Raw genomic sequence first — 16,039 nt, 5'->3', positions numbered from 1 at the left:
CGCTTTAAATGAAGGGCTTCTTTAGATATCTGCCCTATCCGGAGGCCCCATGGCGCGCGTAACCACTGAAGACTGCGTTGACAAAGTCCCGAACCGCTTTGACCTGGTGATGCTGGCGGCACACCGTGCGCGCGAGATTTCGTCGGGCTCGCCGGTCACCGTGGACCGCGACAACGACAAGAACCCGGTCGTGGCGCTGCGCGAGATCGCAGAGGAAACGCAAGCCGCAGACGATCTGCGCGAGCGTCTGATCGAATCGAACCAGAGCCAGATCGAGGTCGACGAGCCGGAAGACGATTCCATGGCGCTGCTGATGGGCGAAGAAGCCGAGAAACCTGCCGAGGACGATATGTCCGAAGAGAAACTGCTGCGCGCGCTGATGGAGGCGCAGGGCCAGGGCTGAGACCCCGGCCTCCGGGCAGGTGATGGGACGCGGACCAGATGATTGGTGCAGATACGCTTGTCGATCTTGTCCGCGCCTATAACCCGAGAAGTCATAGCGACCTGATCCGCGACGCCTATGCGTTCGGAATGGAAATGCACGAGGGCCAGACCCGGCATTCCGGGGAGCCCTATTTCAGCCATCCCGTGGCGGTCGCCGCCATTCTGACGGAACAGCGGCTGGACGATGCGACGATCATCACGGCCCTGCTGCATGATACGATCGAGGACACGCGCGCGTCGTACAACGCCGTGGCCGAACGGTTTGGCGGCGAGATCGCCGACCTGGTGGATGGCGTCACCAAGCTGACCAACCTGCAACTGTCCAGCACCGAGACCCAGCAGGCCGAGAACTTCCGCAAGCTGTTCATGGCGATGTCGAAGGACATGCGCGTGATCCTGGTGAAGCTGGCGGACCGGCTGCACAACATGCGCACGATCCGCGCGATGCGGCCCGAAAAGCAGCTGAAGAAAGCGCGCGAGACGATGGATATCTTCGCGCCGCTGGCGGGCCGGATGGGCATGCAGTGGATGCGCGAGGAACTGGAAGACCTGGCCTTTCGCGTCATCAACCCCGAGGCGCGGGCGTCGATCATGCGGCGGTTCATCACCTTGCAGCGCGAGGCGGGTGACGTGATCGAGCGGATCACCGGCGACATGCGGCTGGAGCTGCAGGAGGCGGGGATCAAGGCCGAGATCCTGGGCCGGGCGAAGAAGCCCTATTCGATCTGGCGCAAGATGCAGGAAAAGGAGATGGGCTTTTCCCGGCTGAGCGACATCTACGGGTTTCGCATCATCACGGCTGCCGAGGATGATTGTTACCGCACGCTGGGCGTGATCCACCGGCGCTGGCGCGCGGTGCCAGGGCGTTTCAAGGATTACATCAGCCAGCCCAAATCGAACGGGTATCGGTCGATCCACACCACGGTGTCGGGACGTGACGGCAAGCTGGTCGAGGTGCAGCTGCGCACCCGCCAGATGCACGAGGTGGCCGAAACCGGCGTGGCGGCGCATTGGTCGTATCGTGACGGCGTGCCGGCCGAGAACCCCTTTGCCGTGGACCCGGCCAAGTGGATTTCCAGCCTGACCGAGCAGTTCGACAGCGAGGAGGACCACGACGAATTCCTCGAGGCGGTGAAGCTGGAGATGTATGCCGACCAGGTGTTCTGCTTCACGCCCAAGGGGGACGTGGTGAAGTTGCCGCGCGGGGCGACGCCGATTGATTTCGGCTATGCGATTCACACGCGGATCGGCAATGGCTGCGTGGGCGCCAAGGTGGACGGGATGCGGGTGCCTTTGTGGACCCGGATCAAGAATGGCCAGTCGGTCGAGGTGATCACCGCCGACGGGCAGACGCCGCAGGCCACTTGGCTGGATATCGCCACCACGGGCAAGGCGCGAGCGGCAATTCGCCGGGCGCTGCGCGAGGTCGATCGTGACCGCTATATCCGGCTGGGCCGGGAGCTGGCGCGGGCGGCGTTCGAGCATGTGGGCAAGAAACCCACGGACAAGGCGCTGGAACGCGCGGCCAAGACCCTGCGCCTGAAAGGCCGTGACGAGGTCCTGGCGCGGCTGGGCAGTGCCGAACTGACCACCAGCCGGGTTCTGAACGCGGTCTACCCGGACCTGGCGCCGGATACCGGCAACGAGGTGGGGCTGGACCGTGCCGTTATAGGTCTGGAGCCGGACCAGCGATTCGACCGTGCGCCATGCTGTCAGCCGCTGCCGGGGGAGCGAATCGTCGGCATCACCTATCGCGGCAAGGGCGTGGTGGTGCACACGATCGACTGCGAGAACCTGCAACGTTACGAGGAACAGCCAGAGCGCTGGATGGACCTGCAATGGCACGGCGGCACGCACGCGGCCGTCTACGAGGCGACGCTGGATGTGACCATCGGCAATGACGCCGGGGTGCTGGGACGTATTTGCACGTTGATCGGAGAGCAGAAGGCCAATATCTCGGACCTGACATTCGTGGACCGCAAACCGGATTTTTACCGGCTGCTGATAGATGTCGAGTTGCGTGATGCAGAACATCTGCACGGCGTGATCTCGGTTCTGGATGCAGAAAGCGACGTGGCCACGGTGGAACGGTTCCGTGATCCCGGCCGGCTGGCGGCCAGTAGCGGAACGGAACAGAGCTGACCCGAAGGAGCCGCGCCCCGTGGTTTTCAAACGCCGTGACAGACTGCCTTGGTGGAAGGCCACGTTACGGTTCCTTTGGCCACGATCGGGTTGGACGCGGGCGTTCCACTACGTCAAGCACCGGGTCAGACGCCTGCCGGATCCGCCGCACCGGATCGCGCGCGGCATTTTTGCCGGAGTCTTCGTCAGCTTCACGCCGTTCTTCGGGCTGCACTTTTTGCTGGCGGTCACGCTCGCATGGATCTTGCGTGCGAATATTGTTGCGGCGTTGTTGTCGACTTTTTTCGGTAATCCCCTCACTTTCGTATTTATCGGGGCGTCTTCGCTTCAGACCGGGTATTTCATGCTGGGGTTGCGCAACAATCCCGAGCTGGAGGCGCATGGCACCCTTGGCAGCAAGTTCGTCGATGCGGGGCGAGACCTTAAGGATAACCTTTGGTCGATCTTCAACGAGCAGAGCGCGGATTGGAGCCGGCTGACAGTCTTTTATGACGAAGTGTTCTTTCCCTACATGATCGGCGCGTTGATCCCGGGCACGATTGCGGGCCTGACCTGCTATTACATCAGCCTGCCATTGATCCAAGCTTATCAGAACCGTCGCAAGGGCCGGATCAAGGCCAAGCTGGCCGCGATTCGCGAGAAGGCGGCGGAGAAGGCCGCAGAAAAGGCCGCGGCCAAGGAGGCCAGGACCGGGAACAAGGACAAGGCTGACGCGGAGCCCGAGAAGCACTAAAGCGTTCTGCCTTTAACCTGAGACATCAGCGAAAGGCAGAACGCGCGCAACGAGTGAACGGTGCACCGCATTCCGCGAGAATCTGTGATTCAGGTTTTTCGCGAAACGCTTTAGGGTCAAGGCCGAGTCGCCGATCACAAGCTGGAGAATTTCATGAGCGATGCCGGAAAACTGCGCCTTGGCGTGAATATCGACCACGTCGCGACGGTGCGGAATGCGCGCGGCGGGGCCTATCCCGACCCGGTCCGGGCCGCCAAGCAGGCCGAGGCGGCCGGGGCGGACGGGATCACGGCGCATCTGCGCGAGGACCGGCGGCATATCTCGGATGCGGATATCGACGGGCTGATGGCGGCGCTGAAAGGGCCATTGAATTTCGAGATGGCCGCGACCGACGAGATGCAGAAGATCGCCCTGCGCCACAAGCCGCACGCGGTCTGCATCGTGCCCGAGAAGCGCGAGGAACGCACCACGGAGGGCGGTCTGGAAGTGGCGCGCGAGGAAAACCGGCTGGCGCATTTCATCGCGCCCTTGCGCGAAGCGGGGTGCCGGGTGTCGATTTTCATCGCCGCCGACAAGCGCCAGATCGAGGCCGCGCACCGGATCGGCGCCGAGGTGATCGAGCTGCATACCGGGGCCTATTGCGATGCCCATGCCGAGGGCCGTTTCGAAGAACGCGACCGGGAACTGGACAGCCTACGGGAAATGTCGGCTTTCGCGCAGTCGCTGGGGCTGGAGGTGCATGCGGGTCACGGGCTGACCTATGACACGGTGAAACCGGTCGCTGCGTTCCCCGAGGTGATGGAACTGAATATCGGGCATTTCCTGATCGGCGAGTCGATCTTTCGCGGGCTCGGGCCCGCGATCGAGGAGATGCGGCGGCTGATGGACGAGGCGCGGGGCGACACGCTGCGTTCGGCGGGATGATCTGGCTGCGCTACAGCGCCGTTTTTCTGGCCGTGGCCATCGGCGTGGCGCAGGTGGTGCGATTGTTGGGGATCACGAAGGACGAGATGCTGGGCTCGGCCGCGCAGATCATGGTGCCGGCGATGATCGCCGCGCTGATCGAAGGTCAGCAATATGTGCGCCGTCACGCCGGCCTGCCCGGGTCGAGCCGGGCCTGGCGCTTTGGCTTCATCGGGATGGGTGTGGCAACGGTGTTGAACGTGGCGCTGGCCTATGCCGGACCGCAGGTGGCGCCGGAATTTGCCAAGCTGGCCATTGCCGCGCCGGGATCTCAGCAATTCGTGACGTTGCTGCTGATGTATGCGGGCGGCTACCTGTTGGCCAACCGGTTCTTCTACGGGATCGGTGCGGGCAACACGATGAGCCGCGACAAGGCCCGCGAGGAACGGGGAGGCGAGTGATGGGCGCGAGCGATGTGAGGGGGCGGCGGTGGGTTTTCACCCACCCTACGCGGTATGCGGGGGCGGAACCATGAGGAAGACATTGGCTGCACTGGCGGTTGGCCTTGTCGCGTTGGGCGGCAAGGGGCACGCGCAAGACGTCGGTCCTTGCGGCTGGCGCAGCGGTGCCGAAGGGCTGATCGAACCCTGGGAGGATTACACGCGGACGTTCTCGGACGGGAAGGTGCGGATCGCACTGCTGGACCGGATCGAGCCGGGCGCGTCGCCTTTGCATATCCTGATCCTGTCACCGCCCTATGACGAGCTGGGCGCACGGCAGTGCCGGATCCTGAGCGTCGAGGGCACGCGCGGGTTCGCGGACGTCGATTTCGGTTCGCTTGAGGCGGACTATGATCCTTCAATCGGGCTGATCTTCGAGCTTGCGGTGCGGGTTATGGGGCCGATCGAGGCCGAGGATCGGATGCTGCGATTCAGCGTGAACCAGGCCAGCGGTGCGATCGAGGCCAGCTTTCGGTGACGGTGCAATGGCATCGGTGGCTGGCCGTGGCGGCGCTGCTTTTGGGCTGTTGGGCGCTTTGGACGCTGGAAAGCGCGCGTTCAGGGGTCACGTTCGAAGAGATGAGTGTGGGGCCGACGCCTGTGACCGTCTGGGCCGGGTCCGAGGACGGGCCGGCGGTGGTCATGGCGCATGGCTTTGCCGGGTCGCGGCAGATGATGCAGGGGTATGGCCTGCTGTTGGCGCAGGCGGGGTACCGCGTCCATGCCTATGATTTCGAAGGGCACGGGCGGCATCCCGTACCGATGTCGGGCGATGTCACGGCCGTGGACGGCACAACGCGGTTGTTGGTGAACCAGACGCTGGAGGTGATCGCGGCGGCGCGGGCCGATGCCGGAGACGTGGCGCTGGTCGGGCATTCGATGGCGACCGATGTGCTGGTCCGGGCGGCGCTGGAGACCGAGGGCATCGGGCCGCTGGTCCTGTTGGCCACGTTTTCGGGCGCGGTGACGGCGCAGGCGCCGGATAACATGCTGATGATCACTGGCGCGTGGGAGCCGCGTTTGCAAGGCTTTGCCGCTGACGCGGTGGCCGCGGCCTCGGACGGCGTCCGCCGCGAGGCGATCGTGGCACCGGCGGTGGACCATGTGGCGATCCTGCATTCGCGGACGGGCCGGACCGCGGCACTGGACTGGCTGAACACCTATTACGGATGGGATGGGCAGGCGCAGGTGCGCCAGACGGGCTGGGCGCTGATCGGATTGCTGGCGGCGATCACGATGCTGTTTGCGCCCGTCGCACGGCTGTTCCCGGCGGCCGGGGGATTGCCCGATGAGCTGTCGTGGCGACGGTTCGCTGCAATCGTGGCGGCGCCGATGCTTGCGGCCCCAACGCTGGCCGCGGCTGTGGATACGCAAGTCCTGCCGGTTCTGGTGGCGGATTACCTGGCGCTGCACCTGCTGATATACGGTTTGGTGCAGCTTGGCGCGCTTTGGGCCACTGGGGCGCGGCCGGGGCCGATCAGCATCTTGGGCGGGGTGCTGGTGCTGGTCTGGACCGTGGGCGTCTTCGGCTTCGCGCTGGATCGCTACGGCGCCAACTTCTGGCCCGTGCCCGAGCGGTACGGGATCATCGCGGCGCTGGCGCTGGGGGCCGTGCCGTTCATGCTGGCCGACGCGTGGGCGGTTCAGGGCGCAGGTCTGGGGCGCAGGGTGCTGGCAAGGCTTGGCTTTCTGGTATCGCTGGGCCTCGCGGTGGCGCTGGATTTCGAAGGGCTTTTCTTCCTGCTTCTGATCGCGCCGGTGGTCGTGCTGTTCTTCCTCAGCTTCGGCTGGATCGGGCGGATGGCGGCGCTGCGCTTTGGCGCGGTTGGCCCGGGTGTCGGTCTGGGGCTGGCGCTTGCCTGGGCTTTGGGTGTAAGTTTCCCCCTGTTTTCAGCCGGATAAGGGGCGCATTCATGATCCTGGGGATCGGCACGGACCTGGCCAACATAGACCGGATCGCGGGCACGCTGGAGCGGTTCGGTGACCGGTTCCGCAACCGGGTGTTCACGCCAATCGAGCAGCGCAAGGCCGAACGCCGCCGCGATGTGGCGGGCACCTATGCCAAGCGTTGGGCGGCCAAGGAGGCCTGTTCCAAGGCGCTGGGCACGGGCCTGCGCATGGGGATCGCGTGGAAGGACATGGCGGTCAGCAACCTGGAGACCGGGCAGCCGGTGATGAAGGTCACGGGCTGGGCCGCCGAGCGTCTGGCGGAGATGACGCCCGACGGATACGAGGCGATTATCCACGTGACGTTGACCGACGATCATCCCTGGGCGCAGGCCTTTGTGGTGATCGAGGCGCGACAGGCGGCGTGAAATCGTTATGCGGTGCGACTTTGTGGCTGGCTGCAACGCCGGCTGCGCACGTGAGCGTGGCTTGACACTCGTCACCCCGCCCCGCATGTAGCGCAGAAGAGCAAGCGGAGGCAGGCATGGCCGAAGAATCCAAGACATCGAGCACGATCTGGGAAACCGTCAAGACGGTCTTCTGGGCGCTGCTGATCGCCGGTATTTTCCGCACGATCCTGTTCCAGCCGTTCTGGATTCCGTCCGGGTCGATGAAAGATACCCTGTTGATCGGAGATTTCCTGTTCGTCAACAAGTTCGCTTATGGCTATTCCTATGCGTCCTGCCCGAACATCAAGATGGAGCGGCTCGGGATCGACATCGACGCCAAGAACATCTGCGGCTTTCTGGATAACGACAACACGCGTCTTTTCGGCTCGGAACCCGAGCGGGGCGATATCATCGTGTTCCGTCACCCCAGTAACGGCACGGATTACATCAAGCGGGTCGTGGGCCTGCCGGGCGACCGTATCCAGATGAAAGGCGGCGTGCTGAACATCAACGGCGAGCCGGTCGAACTGGAAGATGCCGGAAACTTCGAGGAAGTGCTGGAAGCGCAGGGCCCGCTGGGCAAGACGCCGCGCTGTGCCAACGGGGCCGTGGGCGTGGGAGGCATTTGCGAGAAAGAGCGGCAGATTGAAACCCTGCCCAACGGCGTGTCGCACAGCATTCTGAACGTGGGGTCGCAAAGGTACGACAGCACCGGCGTCTACGAGGTGCCCGAGGGGCATTATTTCTTCATGGGCGACAACCGGGACAATTCCACCGACAGCCGCGCGCCGCTGACGGCGCCGGGCGGGGTGGGATACGTTCCGTTCGAGAACCTGATCGGTCGGGCGGACCGGGTGATCTTTTCATCGGCGGGCCGGTCGATGCTGTTCTTCTGGACATGGCGCGGCGACCGCTTCTTCGAGAAGCTGGACTGAGGCAGGAATGAAGCTGTCGGGCGATCTCAAAGCGTTCGAGAGCCGCCTTGGGCATGCGTTCGGGCGGCCCGAACTGCTGGTGCGGGCGGTGACGCACGGGTCGATGACCACGGCCAACCGGGACGATAACCAGCGGCTGGAATTCCTGGGCGACAGGGTTCTGGGGCTGGTCATTGCCGAGGCGCTGCTGGAAAGCGACAAGGGTGCCGCCGAAGGGCAGCTTGCGCCGCGCTACAACGCGCTGGTGCGCAAGGAGACCTGTGCCGAGGTGGCGCGACAGATCGAGCTTGGCCAGGTGCTGAAGCTGGGCCGGTCCGAGATGATGTCGGGCGGGCGGCGCAAGCAGGCACTTCTGGGCGATGCGATGGAGGCGGTGATCGCCGCCGTCTACCGCGATGCCGGGTTCGACGCGGCGCAGGAGGTTATCCTGCGGCTGTGGGGGGACCGGGTGACATCCGTCAAGGCCGACGCGCGGGATGCCAAGACCGCGTTGCAGGAATGGGCGCAGGCGCAGGGGCTGGCCCCGCCGGTCTACGCGGAGACGGCGCGCAGCGGGCCGGATCACGCGCCGCAATTCACCATCGAGGCGCGGCTGGAAAACGGCGAGGCCGAAGAGGCCACCGCCGGGGCCAAGCGGCAGGCGGAGCAGTCGGCCGCAAAAGCCTTGCTGGCGCGGGTGACCGCCAACAAATCCTAGCGGATGACGATCACGGACTGGTTGGCGTGGCGGGTGATCCGCGCGGCGTTCGGGCCGACGAGGTAATCGCGAAGCTCGGGGCGATGCGCCCCTACGACGATCACGTCCGCGCCGATCTTGTCGGCCATGCGCAGCACGCTGTCATAGATCGTCCCCTCGGTCACGTGCACCTGCGCCTTGCCGTCGAAGGCGCCATCAGACCAGTCTTTCAGCGCTTTCTCGGCGGCGGCTTTGGCTTCGCGGTTGTAGTCGCCCTCGAAGGCGGCACCGACCATGTTCATGCCGCTGCCCGGGACCACGTTGATAACGTGGATTTCGGCACCGTCGCCTGCGGCCAGCAGCTTGGCCGCTTGCGCCAGGCGGTCGGCGCCTTCCATCGCGTTGATGTCGACGGCCAGAAGCAGTTTCCGGAACATGGCGTGTCCTCCTCAGAAGGCCGGTTGGGTGGCACGGGGCCGCTGGATCAGGACGATCCCTGCCAGCAGGATCAGGGCGGGGATGAAGAACAGCTCCTTCGGCATGCGGTCATTCTCGACCTCGACCTTGTCCAGGACAACGGGGCTGTCGCCGTAAAAGTCGTACTCGATGCCGATGGCTTCGAAATGCGGGGTGCCGGGGAAGGGTTCTTCGAGCTTGAGCACGCCGTCTTCTTCGATGACATTGAGCCCCTGTTCGGAGAGCGCCGCGGTGCCGTCGCCGGCGATACCGGGGACCACGATGGTGGTTGGCCGGATCTCGGCGGTGTCGAAGTCCGGCCCCTCGATGGTCAGGCGAATGTCCTGACCGGTGTCGACCGAGTCCATCAGCGCAAACACCTCGCTGCCTGTGGCGGTCTGGTACGGCTCTGATATCTGGTCGAGGAAGACGCCGGGCCGGAACAGCATGAAGGCGATGACGAGGAGCATCGCGCTTTCCCACTTGCGCGATTTGGCGATGAAATAGCCCTGCGTGGCAGCCGCGAAGAGCAGCATGGCGATCAGTGATATGAAGAACACCATCACGCCCTTGAGCAGCCCCACGTCCATCAGAAGCAAGTCGGTGTTGAAGATGAACAGGAACGGCAGGAGCGCCGTGCGGATATCGTAGCCAAAGCCCTGGACACCGGTCTTGATCGGGTCGCCGCGTGAGATTGCCGCCGCCGCGTAGGCCGCGAGGCCCACGGGTGGCGTATCATCCGCCAGAATGCCGAAGTAGAAGACGAACAGGTGCACGGCGATGAGCTCGAACTGATAGCCCGCCGTGGCGCCGACCGAGATGATCACCGGGGCCATCAGGGACGAGACCACGATGTAGTTCGCGGTGGTAGGCAGGCCCATGCCGAGGATCAGTGACAGGATCGCGACGAGGATCAGCAATGCCCAGATATTCCCGCCGGAGATGACCTCGATCACCTGGCCGATGACCTGGTGCGCGCCGGTCAGGGAGATCGTGCCGACGATGATGCCGGCGGCGCCCGTGGCGACGCCGATGCCGATCATGTTGCGCGCCCCCAGGATCAGCCCGTCGATGAAATCGCGCCAGCCCTGCCATGTTTCGCCGGCAAAGCCCTCACCCCGGAACATCGCCTTCAAAGGGCGGTGTGTCAGCGCGATGATGATCATGAAGATCGTCGCCCAGAAGGCCGAGAGTGCAGGCGACAGGCGGTCGAGCGTGTCGGTGCGCACCATCAGGTTCCACACCAGGATGAAGATCGGAATGGCGAAATAAAGCCCGCCGATCAGCGTCGGTGTCAGACGCGGCGCCTCGGGCGGGCCATCTTCGTCCTTGTCCATCTTGAGGTCGGGATAACGCGCGGCGATGGCGACGAGCACGATGTAGAGCACGGCCACGAGCGCGACCGCCGCATAGATGGAATTGCCCATGATCGGCTCGAGAACGGTGCGCAGGCCGATCATCAGGAAGGTGCAGATGCCGAGGAAGATGAAGCCGGACAGGAACAGGATCAGGATCATCAGCACGCCGATGCGGCGGCCCGGTTTCTCCAGCCCCTTCAGGCCCATCTTCAGGCTTTCAAGATGCACGATGTAGAGCAGCGCGATGTAGGAGATGACCGCTGGAAGAAAGGCGTGCTTGACCACGTCGATATAGGGGATGTTGACGTATTCGACCATCAGGAAGGCCGCGGCGCCCATGACGGGCGGGGTCAGCTGGCCGTTGGTGGACGAGGCGACCTCGACCGCGCCGGCCTTTTCCGCCGGAAAGCCGATGCGCTTCATCAGAGGGATGGTGAAGGTGCCGGTGGTGACGGTATTGGCGATGGACGAGCCGGAGATCATGCCGGTCATCATGGACGACAGGACCGAGGCCTTGGCCGGGCCGCCGCGCAGGGCGCCCAGAAGGGCGATGGCCACCTTGATGAACCAGTTGCCGCCGCCGGCACGGTCCAGCAGGGCGCCGAACAGCACGAAGAGGAAGATCATCGTGGTCGACACGCCAAGGGCCACGCCAAAGACACCCTCGGTCTGCATCCAGTAGTGACCAAGCGCCTTGGACAGGGACGCGCCGCCGTAATTGGTGATGTTGCGAGCCCATTCCGAATACCCGCCGAAAAAGGCGAACAGGATGAAGCAGGACGCGATGATCACCAGTGGAAGCCCGAGCGAGCGGTAGACCGAGATCATCAGCACGGTCATGCCGATGGCGGACATGGTGACGTCGGTCGTGTTCCACAGCCCCGGACGGTCGGCGATCTCGAACCGGAACACCACGAGGTAGAGACAGGCGGACACGCCAAGGATGATGAGCGCCCAGTCATAGAGGGGGATGCGGTCGCGCGGCGAGGTCTTGAACAGCGGAAAGGCGAGCGTCGCCAGCATGATGGCAAAGGCCAGGTGCACGTAGCGGGCCTGTGCGACGATATTGGCGAAGATCGACATGCCGGTGGCCTGCGCCATGATGCCCGGCACGCGGGAAGCGATGTAGAGCTGAAACAAGGACCAGACGATGCACGTGCCGATGATCAGCCTTGTCTGCCATGCGGCGGACGGGTTGCGCGCGCCGGTATCGGCCTCGGCCACCATATCATCGGCACTGCGTGTATTCTCGGTTTGATCGCTCACTGTCATGCCCCCTCAAGCAAGTCTCGTCGTCGTGAAAAGGGCGCCCGCATCGGGGCGCCCTTTGGGTGTCAGAGGCTTATTCCATCAGGTCCAGTTCCTTGTAGGCCTTTTCCGCGCCGGGGTGCAGCGGGGCCGACAGAGCGTCCTGAACCATCTCGGAAGGCTCGAGGTTGGCGAAGGCCGGGTGCAGCTGGCGGAAGTCGTCGATGTTCTCCATCACTCCCTTCGCAAGCACGTAGACCGTGTCTTCCGACACGTCGGCGGAGGTCACGAGGGTTGCGCCTACGCCGAAGGTGGTGACGTCCTCGTCGTTGCCGGCGTACATGCCGCCGGGAACCGTGGCGGTACGGTAATAGGGGTTTTCGTCGATCAGCTTGTCGATCACGTCGCCTGTGACGTTCACGAGCGTGACGTCACAGGTGGTCGCCGCTTCCTGGATGGCGGCGGCCGGGTGACCCACGACGTAGACCATGGCGTCGATGTTGCCGTCGCAAAGCTGTTGCGACATTTCCGAACCTTTGTACTCGGTCGCCAGCGCGAAATCGTCCATGGTCATGCCGTATTCGGCCATCAGCACCTCGGTCGTGGCGCGCAGGCCGGAACCGGCGTTGCCCACGTTGAAGCGCTTGCCCTTGAGGTCCTCGAAGCTTTCGATGCCGGCATCGGACCGGGCGATCAACGTGAAGGGTTCGGGGTGGACCGAGAAGACCGAACGGATTTCCGGAAAGGGGTTGTCCGAGAAGGTCGAGGTGCCGTTATAGGCGTGGTACTGCCAGTCGGACTGCGCGACGCCGAATTCCAGCTCGCCGGCCTTGATCGTGTTGATGTTGTAGACCGAGCCGCCGGTGGATTCCACGGCGCAGCGGATGCCGTGATCCTTGCGGGACTTGTTGACAAGACGGCAGATCGCGCCGCCGGTGGGATAATAGACGCCCGTCACGCCACCGGTGCCAATGGAGATGAACTCCTGCGCCGATGCGGGGGCGGAAATGGCGATTCCTGCGGCGGCAAACGCGCCGAGAAGGTAGTTTTTCATGGTGTTCTCCCTCTGTTGCGAACATCATCCTGGGATGAGTCGATGGGCACAGTAGAGCCAGAACTTGCCTCGCTTGCAAGGCCATCGGGCGACAAATTATTGAATTCAAGGTGTTAGCCGAATGAGCCGCGTGTTTCACCGCAACAGCCGCGCTGCGCCGCCGACCGTGTCACGGGGCGAAGGGGCCTACCTCTACGACACATCGGGCAAGGCGTATCTCGATGGTTCCGGCGGTGCGGCGGTGTCGTGCCTGGGGCATGGCGACCCGCATGTGACGGCGGCGATCAAGGCGCAGTTGGACAAGGTTGCCTTTGCGCATACCGGGTTCCTGTCGTCCGAGCCGGCGGAGGCCCTGGCGGATCGATTGGTGGCCGTGGCGCCCAAGGGTCTGGAGCGGGTTTACTTCGTGTCCGGCGGGTCCGAGGCCATGGAAGCGGCGCTGAAACTGGCGCGGCAGTATTTCATCGAGGCGGGACAGCCACAGCGCAGCCGGGTGATCGCGCGGCGGCAAAGCTATCACGGCAATACGCTGGGGGCGCTGGCGACGGGCGGCAACGCGTGGCGGCGCGCGCCGTTCGCGCCGCTCTTGATGGAGGTGAGCCATGTTTCGCCCTGCTATGCCTATCGGGGCATGCAGGAGGGCGAGACCGCGCAGGGCTATGCCGCGCGGCTGGTGGCGGAGCTGGAGGCCGAGATCCAGCATCACGGTGCAGAGACGATCATGGCCTTCGTGGCCGAGCCCGTGGTGGGGGCGACGCTGGGCGCGGTGCCGCCGGTCGAGGGGTATTACCGTGCGGTGCGAGAGGTCTGCGACCGGCATGGCATCCTGCTGATCCTCGACGAGGTGATGTGCGGGATGGGACGCACCGGCACGCTGTTCGCCTGCGAACAGGACGGGATCGCGCCGGATATTTGCGCCATCGCCAAGGGGCTGGGGGCCGGGTATCAGCCGATCGGCGCGATGATGTGCACGGCCTTGATCCACGACACGATCGCCGAAGGGTCCGGATTTTTCCAGCACGGCCATACCTATCTGGGCCATCCGACCGCCTGCGCGGCGGCGGGGGCGGTGCTGGACCGTTTGCTGGACGATGGCGTGGCAGCGCGGGTGGCACCGCTGAGCAAGGCGCTGCGGGAGCGGCTGGTCGACAGGTTCGGGCAGCACCCGCATGTGGGCGACATTCGCGGGCGCGGGTTGTTCCAGGGGATCGAACTGGTCGAGGATCGCGAGACGAAAGCGCCGTTCGATCCGGGCCGGAAGCTGCACGCGAGGGTCAAGGCAGCGGCGTTCGAGGCGGGGCTGATCTGTTATCCGATGGGCGGCACCGTGGACGGGCAGCGCGGCGATCACGTGCTGTTGGCGCCGCCCTTCATCCTGACCGAAGACCAGCTGGACGAGTTGGTCGACAAGCTGGGCCAGGCAGTGGAGACTGCGCTGGCCTGATCGCCGGGGTCACTCGGCGGCGGGCTTCAGGCTGGACATCAGGCGGTGGAATTTCTCGCCCTGGACAGCGACGTGCTGGCGCAGCAGGTTGCCGGCCTGATCGCCGTCTCCGGCCTCGATCGCGGCCAGAATGGCGTCATGTTCGGCCACCGATTGCGCCATGCGTCCGCGCCAGCGCAGTTGCAGGCGGCGGAACGGGCGCAGGCGGCGCTGCAGCCGCAGACACTCCTGTTCGAGGAACGCGTTGCCGGTCTGGGCGTAGAGCGTGGCGTGGAAAAGATCGTTCTGGTCGTAGTTGCCATCGGCGTCCTGCGCCTCGGTCGCGGTGCGGCATCGCTCGTTTATGGCGCGCAACTGGGCAAGGGCCGCGTCGGAAATGCGTGACGCGGCCAGCCGGGCGCAAACCGCTTCAAGTTCGGCCATGACCTCGAACATCTCGATCAGTTCGACGGGGCCTGGCTGGCGCACGAAGACCCCGCGGCGTGGCAGCTGTTCCACCAGGCCGGACAGGATAAGCCTTTGAAGCGCCTCTCTTATCGGGGTTCTGGAGACGTTGAAGCGTTCGGCCAGCTGGACCTCGTCAAGCCTGTCCCCATCGTCGAAGGTTCCGTCGAGGATCAACTCCTCGATGGCGTCCGCGATGAGATCTGCGCGCTTGCGTTCCATTTCAATCCGCTAGCACACCGCAGTCTAGAGCGCAAGAAATCCGTTCTTGTATACAAAGAATTTGACTGGTGACACAATCTCGTTAGGGTGCGGGGCAGTCCGAGTACGAATCAGGACGTTTTGGGAGGAACATATGAAACTGAATTTTACAGCCGCAGTCGCGGCAGCAGCGCTATTCGCAGGCAGCCTGACGGCAAGTGCCGAAGATCTGCGCCTGTCGCACCAATGGTCCACGAGCGACGTGCGTCACAAGGTGGCGCAGATGGTTGCCGACGAGGTCGCGGCGGCGGATGTCGATCTGGATATCCAGATTTTCCCGTCGCAATCGCTGTTCAAGGCGCGCGAGCAATACAAGCCGCTGGCCCGTGGGCAGGTCGACATGATCGTCTTTCCGCTGTCCTATGCAGGCGGCCTGCGCAACGCCTACAACCTGACCCTGATGCCCGGGCTGGTGAAGAACCACGACCACGCCGCGCGTTTGAACGAATCCGAGTTCATGGGCGATATCGAGGCCATCATGGCCGAGGATGACATCATGGTGCTGGTCCACGGCTACCTGGCCGGTGGCTTTGCCGGCAAGGAGCAGTGCATTACCGCGCCCGAGGACGTGGAAGGCCTGCAGACCCGTGCCGCAGGCAAGGCGTTCGAGCAGATGCTGGCGGGGGCCGGTGCGTCGATCGCGTCGATGAGCTCGGCCGAGATCTATAACGCGATGCAGACCGGCGTTCTGGACGCCGCCAACACCTCGTCCTCGTCCTTTGTCAGCTACCGCATCTACGAGCAGGTGTCGTGCTTTACCCCGGCGGGCGACTATGCGCTGTGGTTCATGTACCAGCCGCTTCTGATGAACAAATCCAAGTTCGAAAGCCTGAGCGAGGAACAGCAGACCGCGCTGATGGAGGCCGCCGAGAAGGCCGAGGCGTTCTACCTCGAAGAGGCCAAGAGCCAGGACGGCAATGCGCGTGACGTCTTTGCCGAGAACGGTGTCGAGATCGCCGAGATGAGCCAGGAAGAGTTCGACGCTTGGCGCGAGATCGCACAGGAAACGGCCTACAAGGCGTTCCTGGAAGGCTCGCCCGAAGGTCAGGAACTGTTGGACAAGGCGCTGGCCGTCGAGTGATCCGCTGAACCCATCGTCGGGGCC

16 protein-coding genes are annotated in these 16,039 nt (G+C 64.2%); 12 read left to right on the top strand and 4 right to left on the bottom strand.

Translation table 11 applies throughout. From position 1 onward, the window contains the following. Positions 1-49: 49 nt before the first annotated feature. From rpoZ to rnc, 10 genes are all read left to right on the top strand, one after another. Entirely contained in the window at positions 50-403 is a 354-nt protein-coding gene (gene rpoZ, locus RBB18_RS14685) for a DNA-directed RNA polymerase subunit omega (protein ID WP_103764763.1), read from the top strand. Between the two features lie 38 nt (positions 404-441). After that, a complete protein-coding gene (locus RBB18_RS14680) occupies positions 442-2,586 on the top strand; it encodes a bifunctional (p)ppGpp synthetase/guanosine-3',5'-bis(diphosphate) 3'-pyrophosphohydrolase (RefSeq protein ID WP_103764764.1) in 2,145 nt (714 codons plus the stop codon). Between the two features lie 19 nt (positions 2,587-2,605). Next, positions 2,606-3,319: a DUF2062 domain-containing protein gene (locus tag RBB18_RS14675; protein WP_306111103.1), complete on the top strand. Its 714-nt coding sequence runs from the start codon at positions 2,606-2,608 to the stop codon at positions 3,317-3,319. A gap of 153 nt (positions 3,320-3,472) precedes the next feature. Further along, positions 3,473-4,243, top strand: coding sequence for a pyridoxine 5'-phosphate synthase (locus RBB18_RS14670; RefSeq protein ID WP_274593924.1), 771 nt, complete (start codon positions 3,473-3,475; stop codon positions 4,241-4,243). Continuing rightward, entirely contained in the window at positions 4,240-4,683 is a 444-nt protein-coding gene (locus tag RBB18_RS14665; protein ID WP_306111104.1) for an ABZJ_00895 family protein, read from the top strand. The genes RBB18_RS14670 and RBB18_RS14665 overlap by 4 nt, the downstream gene beginning before the upstream one ends. A 70-nt stretch (positions 4,684-4,753) precedes the next feature. Then, complete coding sequence (locus RBB18_RS14660) at positions 4,754-5,200, top strand: hypothetical protein (RefSeq protein WP_306111105.1); 447 nt, start codon at positions 4,754-4,756, stop codon at positions 5,198-5,200. Further along, positions 5,197-6,624 (top strand): alpha/beta hydrolase, encoded by a 1,428-nt coding sequence (locus tag RBB18_RS14655; protein WP_306111106.1) that lies wholly within the window; start codon positions 5,197-5,199, stop codon positions 6,622-6,624. Before RBB18_RS14660 ends, RBB18_RS14655 begins: the two co-directional genes overlap by 4 nt. 11 nt (positions 6,625-6,635) lie before the next feature. Then, complete coding sequence (gene acpS / locus RBB18_RS14650; RefSeq protein ID WP_306111107.1) at positions 6,636-7,037, top strand: holo-ACP synthase; 402 nt, start codon at positions 6,636-6,638, stop codon at positions 7,035-7,037. Positions 7,038-7,153: 116 nt separating this feature from the next. Beyond that, complete coding sequence (gene lepB / locus RBB18_RS14645; protein ID WP_103764770.1) at positions 7,154-7,993, top strand: signal peptidase I; 840 nt, start codon at positions 7,154-7,156, stop codon at positions 7,991-7,993. Positions 7,994-8,000: 7 nt separating this feature from the next. Beyond that, positions 8,001-8,690: a ribonuclease III gene (gene rnc, locus RBB18_RS14640; protein ID WP_306111108.1), complete on the top strand. Its 690-nt coding sequence runs from the start codon at positions 8,001-8,003 to the stop codon at positions 8,688-8,690. Here the strand turns inward: rnc and RBB18_RS14635 are convergent. The 3 genes from RBB18_RS14635 to RBB18_RS14625 form a co-directional block, all read right to left on the bottom strand. Continuing rightward, a complete protein-coding gene (locus RBB18_RS14635; RefSeq protein WP_103764772.1) occupies positions 8,687-9,106 on the bottom strand; it encodes a universal stress protein in 420 nt (139 codons plus the stop codon). The genes rnc and RBB18_RS14635 overlap by 4 nt on opposite strands. 12 nt (positions 9,107-9,118) lie before the next feature. Further along, entirely contained in the window at positions 9,119-11,755 is a 2,637-nt protein-coding gene (locus RBB18_RS14630; RefSeq protein ID WP_306111109.1) for a TRAP transporter permease, read from the bottom strand. A gap of 70 nt (positions 11,756-11,825) precedes the next feature. Further along, positions 11,826-12,785, bottom strand: a complete 960-nt coding sequence (locus RBB18_RS14625) for a TAXI family TRAP transporter solute-binding subunit (RefSeq protein WP_274593916.1) — start codon at positions 12,783-12,785, stop codon at positions 11,826-11,828. A gap of 121 nt (positions 12,786-12,906) precedes the next feature. On the opposite strand from RBB18_RS14625, the gene RBB18_RS14620 reads away from it, so the two are divergent. Further along, positions 12,907-14,229: an aspartate aminotransferase family protein gene (locus tag RBB18_RS14620; RefSeq protein WP_306111110.1), complete on the top strand. Its 1,323-nt coding sequence runs from the start codon at positions 12,907-12,909 to the stop codon at positions 14,227-14,229. A 9-nt stretch (positions 14,230-14,238) separates the two neighbouring features. Here the strand turns inward: RBB18_RS14620 and RBB18_RS14615 are convergent, their stop codons facing one another. After that, on the bottom strand, positions 14,239-14,895 hold the full coding sequence (locus tag RBB18_RS14615; RefSeq protein ID WP_103764776.1) for a GntR family transcriptional regulator: 657 nt from the start codon (positions 14,893-14,895) through the stop codon (positions 14,239-14,241). Positions 14,896-15,028: 133 nt separating this feature from the next. On the opposite strand from RBB18_RS14615, the gene dctP reads away from it, so the two are divergent. After that, positions 15,029-16,015, top strand: coding sequence for a TRAP transporter substrate-binding protein DctP (dctP, locus tag RBB18_RS14610; RefSeq protein ID WP_103764777.1), 987 nt, complete (start codon positions 15,029-15,031; stop codon positions 16,013-16,015). Positions 16,016-16,039: the final 24 nt, after the last annotated feature.

This window comes from Roseovarius sp. MMSF_3298 (assembly GCF_030733705.1).
GTDB lineage: Bacteria > Pseudomonadota > Alphaproteobacteria > Rhodobacterales > Rhodobacteraceae > Roseovarius > Roseovarius confluentis.
The sequence above is the reverse complement of the archived record's forward strand: the minus strand, read 5'-3'. Positions and strand labels throughout refer to the sequence as shown.